Below are 6,298 nucleotides of genomic sequence, written 5' to 3'. Positions count from 1 at the left end.
AAGAGCACGACGTTGATGAAGCCGAACTCCTGATTCATCATGCCTGCCCACACGAGCGCCGAGAGGAACCCGGGGAACGCGTACGGGAGGATCATGAGCACCCGGTAGTACTTCTTGGACTTCATCCGTGGATCGTTGAAGACGATCGCAAGGAACAGCCCCAGCACGAAGGTCGTGGCCACCGACAGGAACGCGAAGACGAACGTCCAGGCGAGCACGGAGAAGAACGGGCCGCGGATGGACTCTTCGGTAAAGGCGCGCGTGAAGTTGTCGAAGCCGACGAAGATCTGCCATCCCGGCAGCAGCTCCGTGCCGTCTTCGGCTGTGAAGGCGCCGGTTCCGATGTCGTAGTAGACCGTTCCCGTGCGGGTATCGGTCATTGTGTCGGCCTGCTCGTCATAGACGAGCTTCGACAGGTAGACGTAGGCGCTGGAACCGTCGGGGGTGCGCAGGGATCCGTCGTTCGGGTCGTCGCTGAGTGGGACCGCCATGGCGGCGATCTCTTGCTGATTCGCGACGATCTGCGAGAAGTTCAGGCTGTTGTATCCGTCGAGACCGACAGCCTTGCTGCCATCCATCTCGGCGTTCTCGACCGGCTCGAGCGGGTTGTCGTCGTTGCCGATCTCAACGACCCCATCGGGGTCGGTGACCAGGAACGAGAGTTCCCCGAGACGCTCGACGATCGTGAGCTTGTAGGCGGGGGAATCGGGCACCCGCTCCTGCGCCTGGAGGAGGAGCGCGTTGACCGCGGCATCCTTGTCGCTGTTGTGGCCGGTGCCGTAGTTGGTGAAGGCGACGTAGGCGGTATAGCCGGCCGCGAAGATCTGGAAGACGAAGAGGAAGATGAGCCCGGGGATGAGGTACTTCGCAGGCAGGTTTCCGCGGCTGAAGTAGATGTAGTTCGCGAAGCCCGTGATGAGCAGGATGACGACGATCGGGACCCACTGCTCGCTCTGCATGAGCACGAGCACGGAGTACAGCGCGAGCGCGTCGATGATCGCCATCGCGACGATCTTCAACAGCAGCACTTTCCAGCCGACGCCGGCGGAATCCGCTATGCGGCGCGCGCGTGCCGAGTTCTTGCGACGGCGCGGGTCGATCGCGGGGTCGCGATTCTCGGTGGTCGGAGTAGACATCCTCATCCCTCTTCCTGGGCAGGGTATGAGGTGGGGTGGCGCCTGGGCACCACCCCACCTGCGCGGATCGGATTACTCGATCGCTGCCTGAACGTCGGCCGCCATCTGCGTCCACAGCGCCGGCGCGTCGCCGCCGTTGATGATCGCAGCTTCGGTCACGCCCCAGTACTGCCAGACGGAGCCCATCTCGGGGATGCTCGGCATCGGCACGGCGTTGGCGCCAACCTGACCGAATCCGGCGACGACGGGGTCGCTCGCTTCGACCTGGTCGAAGGCGGCGCTCAGCGCGGGTGCACGGCCACCGACCTCGTAGAGGGCCAGCTGAACATCTTCGCTACCGATGTAGTTGACGAGGAACTCGTTCGCTGCGAGGGTGTTCTCGCTCTCCGAGCTCAGGAAGAAGCCCTGCACACCAGCGAACGGCTGTGCGTCCTGGCCACCGGCCGAGGGGATCGCGTCTACGGAGAAGTTGATGCCGGCCTCTTCGATCGCCGGGACGTTCCACGGGCCCGTCAGGAAGAACGGCGACTTGCCCGAGGTGAAGTTCTCGAGCGCGAGGTCCCCAGTGATGTTGGTGTTCAGGATGCCGGCAGCACCCTGTTCGCCCAGCCAGTTGGCGAACTCGACGCCGCCCTCATTGCCGATCTGTAGGTCGTCGGCGTTGTAGCTGCCGTCGGCGTTCTGACCGAAAACCGGCGCACCGAACGAGGTCTGGAACGGGTACAGGTGGTACGGGTCCGCGGCCTCGGGGTCAAGGCCCACGAGGAAGGGGTACTCGGTACCGGCGGCCTGACCCTTGGCGATCATGTCGTTGTAGTCAGTTGCAGCCTCGGACACGAGATCCGTGTTGCGGATGAGGGCGATGTTCTCGATCGCGTAGGGAACGGCGTAGGTCTGGCCGTCGTAGGCCCAGGCGCTGATGGCGACATCCTCGAAGTCGCCGGCCTTGTCGCCGAGCTCGACCGGTGCGACGACGCCGTTGGTCACGAGGGTGCCCAGCCAGTCGTGCGCGCCCACAGCGATGTCGGGGCCTTCGCCGGTCGGAACCTGCTGGACGAACTGGTCGCGGATCTCGCCGAACTCCTTCTGGACGAGGGTGACCTCAACGCCGGTCTGCTCGGTGAAGTCGGCAGCGGCCGCTTCGAGCACGCCTGCACGGTCGGCGTCGACCCACACGGTGATGGAGCCGGACATGTCCGGTGCCGTGGTCTCGCCACTGTCTGAGCTGCCCGCGCAACCGGCGAGGGTCAGAGATGAAATCGCAGCGATCGCGCCCAGGGCGACAATGCTCCTCATGTTCACCTTCATTGGTGTGTGCCTCTCTTGAGTGCTGATGGGATCGGCCGTCGCGAGTGTTCCGCGTCGAACCAGTGTGCTCGCGGGTTCTGCAAGCGCTTACATTTGTAACATCCCGGAGCGGATGACGCGAGACTTGTCCCCAGTATCGAGACCAGTTTGTGATCGTCATCCGTATGGAAACGCTTCCATAGAGGAGGCGTCGTTAGAATTCCCCCATGGCTGATTCATCGTTCGACATCGTGAGCAAGGTCGACCACCAGGAGGCCGACAACGCCCTCAACCAGGCGCGCAAAGAGGTCGAGCAGCGCTACGACTTCAAGGGCACTGACGCCTCGATCGAGTGGAGCGGTGAGCAGATCCTCATCAAAGCCAACTCCGAAGAGCGCGCGAAAGCAGTGCTGGATGTGTTCCAGTCGAAGCTCATCAAGCGCGGGATCTCACTGAAGAGCCTTGACTCGGGCGAGCCGACAGCCAGCGGCAAGGAGTACCGCATCGTCTCGAGCCTCAAGGACGGGATCTCGCAGGAGAACGCGAAGAAGATCGGCAAGATCATCCGCGACGAGGGCCCCAAGTCGGTGAAGTCGCAGATCCAGGGCGATGAGCTGCGCGTGCAGTCCAAGAGCCGGGACGACCTGCAAGAAGTCATCCGGATTCTGAAGGCCGCCGATCTCGACGTCGACCTGCAGTTCGTCAACTACCGGTAGAGCGCTCCAAACACCGCTGCGGTGACGGCTAGGCGGATGCCGAGTCGTGGGGCTCGGCCGACTCGTCGAGCTGACGCAGGCGTTCGATGAGGTCGGTGACCTGCGCCTCCGTGAACAGGGCATCCGGCCCCTCGGAAGCGACTCCCGTGAAGGGGTCTTCGTAGAGTCGACGCGGGTCGAGGTAGCCCGCGATCGTGAGCTGCTCGACGATGAGATCGACGAAGACATGCTGGCGGTGCGTGAATCCGGATGCCGCCACGAAGTCACCGAGCGCGGCTTCGGCCGCTGAACGATCGAGCCCCACGATCGAACGGATGAGTCGCCCGAGGCCGCGTGCTTCGTCGGCCTGAGCGCGCAGCTGCTCGGCATCCACTCCCCCGACACTGATGAGGATCGCCTCGAGTTCGGTGAGATCGACGGAGGTGAGTTCGCGTCCGGTCCGAAGCTTGCGCAGCGCGAGGTTGCCGCGATGACCCTCGAGGAATCCGAGGACCTTCTCGCGAAAAGCGCGACGGTCCAGTCCCGGCATGACCCGCACGATGTCGATGTCGCGGCGCTCGGCGATCGTGTCGACGAAGTCCGTGTAGATCGGATGCTGCCCGCGCGCATCGATGAGTCGCACGAGCCCGCGCAGGCCGACGCGCACAGACTCCAGGTGGGTGAGGCTCGCGGCATCCCACCACTCCGGGTCGCTGATGGCGCTGAGCAGCGTAGCCTGCTGATCGACGGCCGGGATGCCGCGGCGCTGACCCAGTGCGGAGGCGACATCGATGACCGAGGCGATGATCTGCTGCGGCACCGGGTCGCCGCCGGCAACGGCGACCTGCGCCGCGAGCAGCAGCAGATCGACCCTCTTCGCCGCTTCGTCGGTGTCGGTTTCGGATGCCGTCGGTAGTCCCGCCAGGACGGCTGCGTCATCCAGGTCGGCGGGAGTGAAGTGCTGCCACGCCTGGGCGGGGGTGAAACGGTCGACGGCGCGCAGGCGCTTACGGACAAGGAAGTTCTGGCGGTTCATGCCTCCCACCGCGGCGTGAAGGCGCGTCGCGAGCTGGTCACGCAGCGGCGCAGCATCCGTGTCGTCGCGACCCGCGAGCAGCCCGAGCAGTCGCAGGCGTGCGAGGAACGCGCGCTCCGAGACGGATACCGTTCGCCGGCCGGATGCCTCGGGGATGTCGGCGTTGAAGTACTCGATGTTGCCGCACACGTCGAAGATGATGAAGTCGGCCTTCGGTTTGCCGGCGCCGTACAGGTCGGGACGCAGGCGGGTGCCGCGCCCGATCATCTGCCAATACTTCGTCTGCGAATGCACCGGCTTGAAGAACACGAGGTTGACGACATCCGGGATGTCGATGCCGGTGTCGAGCATGTCGACGGAGATGGCGATGTGGGGCTTCGCGCCCGGGGTCGAGAACCTGTCGATGAGGTCCTGAACGTAGGGCCCGGAGGCGTGCGTGATGATCGCCGCCGTCTGGCCGCGTTGTTCGGGGAAGTTCGCGTCGAAGCGTTCCTGGATGAACTCGGCGTGCTTCTGGTTCTTCGCGAAGATGATCGTCTTACCGAGCACGTCGCCACCCTGGACGTAGTGCCCTTCATCGACGAGGATCTCCAGGACCTTGTCGACAGTGTCTTCGTTGAACAGCCAGCGGTTCAGGACTGCGGCATCCACTTCGTCGGGGATGTCGCCGTCCTGCCATTCGAGGGCGTCCCACTGCTCGCGTTCCTCGTCGCTGAGGTCGGCGTAGCGGATGCCGCGACTCATGAACCCGAGGTCGATGACGCGAGCTCTCGGCGGCACGAGGAAACCTCCCGCTATCGCGTCGTCGAGTTCGAAAGCGTCAGTGGGTACTCCGTCGTCGAGCTCGAAGAGTCGATACGTGTTGTGGTCGATGTCGGCTCGGGGTGTTGCGGTGAGACCGACGACGAGCGCGTCGAAGTAGTCGAAGACCTCGCCGTACCGGTTGTAGATCGATCGGTGAGCCTCGTCGACCACGATGAGATCGAAGTAGCCGGGGCCGAAGCGGCGCAGGTTGTCGTCGCCCGCGTCGATGAGGTTCATCACCGTCGCGTAGGTGGAGACGAAGACACGACTCTCGCTATCGCGGTCGGTAAGCAGATTCACCGGTGCACTGTCGGGCAGGTGCGTCTTGAACGCGGCGACTGCCTGATTCACGAGCGCGGTGCGATCGGCGAGGAACAGTACGCGCTTGACCCAGTTCGCTCGCTGCAACACGTCGACCAGCGCGATCACGGTGCGGGTCTTGCCGGTACCGGTGGCCATGACCAGCAGCGCTCGACGCCGCTTGTGCTCGAATGCATCGCTCACTGCCCGAATGGCACGCAGCTGGTACGACCGCTCGACGATTTCCCGGTCGACCGCGACGGTCTCGAGTGGTCTGAGCGTCGTGCGGCGTTGCACGGCCAGCAACAGTTCGTCTTTCGTGAGGAATCCTGCGACCTTGCGCGGCGGGTAGCGCCGGTCATCCCAATACCAGGTGTCGTACCCGTTCGTGTAGAAGATGAGCGGGCGCTGGCCAGTATCGCGTTGAGGGCATCCGCGTAGATCGCGGCTTGCTCACGCCCCTCTTTCGCGCTCTTCGAGGTGCGCTTCGCTTCGACGACGGCGAGCGGCTTTCCGTCATCACCCCACAGCACGTAGTCGACCTTGCCGGTGCCCGACGGGCTCGGGATGCCGGTCACCGGCCACTCGCGGTCGCGGGCATCATCGAGCGGCCAGCCCGCTTCGTGGAGCAGCAGGTCGATGAGCTGTTCGCGGGTCTGGGCCTCGGTCGCGTCGGTCGGATCCGCGATCTTGTGCGTGGTGTTGCGTTGGGCGTTCTCGGCCTTGAGCCGCGCGATGTCTGCGCGTAACTCCTCAATTTCGGCCTCCGCTTTGGCGCCGAGCGCCGCCGCTTCGCTCAATTGCGCGCGGGCGTTGTCGAACTCGGCTTGGATTTTGAGGAGTTCGCTACGTGCTTGGCGCACGACTGACTCGGGTGCCGGCGGCACGCGGTCGAACGCGAATGGCGCCGGGTGCGGTGCTGCCGGGTCGCCGTAGCAGTGCTGAAGCCAGAGGCATACGCGGTGAAGCTGTTCGAGGGATCCGCGTGCACGCGCCAGCGGCATCTCGTCATCCTTGTGGACGGCGTCATTGCCGACGAG

At 64.5% G+C, this 6,298-nt stretch carries 4 protein-coding genes and 1 pseudogene; 1 reads left to right on the top strand and 4 read right to left on the bottom strand.

Annotated features, from left to right (window positions below):
* Together Q1V87_RS15740 and Q1V87_RS15735 are read right to left on the bottom strand one after the other, a co-directional pair.
* Window positions 1-1,136: maltose ABC transporter permease (locus Q1V87_RS15740; protein WP_300595010.1), on the bottom strand; the 1,136-nt coding region annotated here is incomplete at its 3' end.
* Window positions 1,137-1,208: 72 nt separating this feature from the next.
* Entirely contained in the window at window positions 1,209-2,444 is a 1,236-nt protein-coding gene (locus tag Q1V87_RS15735; RefSeq protein ID WP_300595008.1) for a maltose ABC transporter substrate-binding protein, read from the bottom strand.
* Window positions 2,445-2,650: 206 nt separating this feature from the next.
* Between Q1V87_RS15735 and Q1V87_RS15730 the strand changes: the two genes are divergently transcribed.
* Window positions 2,651-3,139, top strand: coding sequence for a YajQ family cyclic di-GMP-binding protein (locus Q1V87_RS15730; RefSeq protein WP_300595006.1), 489 nt, complete (start codon window positions 2,651-2,653; stop codon window positions 3,137-3,139).
* A gap of 28 nt (window positions 3,140-3,167) precedes the next feature.
* On the opposite strand, the gene Q1V87_RS15725 is transcribed toward Q1V87_RS15730, so the two are convergent.
* Both Q1V87_RS15725 and Q1V87_RS15720 read right to left on the bottom strand, forming a co-directional pair.
* Entirely contained in the window at window positions 3,168-5,555 is a 2,388-nt protein-coding gene (locus Q1V87_RS15725; protein WP_300595011.1) for a DEAD/DEAH box helicase family protein, read from the bottom strand.
* A pseudogene (locus Q1V87_RS15720) lies at window positions 5,459-6,298 on the bottom strand (hypothetical protein); the annotation flags it as partial. The gene Q1V87_RS15725 and the pseudogene Q1V87_RS15720, both read right to left, overlap by 97 nt.

The sequence above is a fragment of the Microbacterium sp. genome (assembly GCF_030149085.1).
Lineage (GTDB): Bacteria > Actinomycetota > Actinomycetes > Actinomycetales > Microbacteriaceae > Microbacterium.
The sequence above is the reverse complement of the archived record's forward strand: the minus strand, read 5'-3'. Positions and strand labels throughout refer to the sequence as shown.

Excerpts from the sequence above, each read along its gene's own strand:
- Q1V87_RS15735 (WP_300595008.1), bottom strand. The coding sequence starts at position 2,444 with ATGAAGGTGAACATGAGGAGCATTGTCGCCCTGGGCGCGATCGCTGCG.
- Q1V87_RS15730 (WP_300595006.1), top strand. The coding sequence starts at position 2,651 with ATGGCTGATTCATCGTTCGACATCGTGAGCAAGGTCGACCACCAGGAG.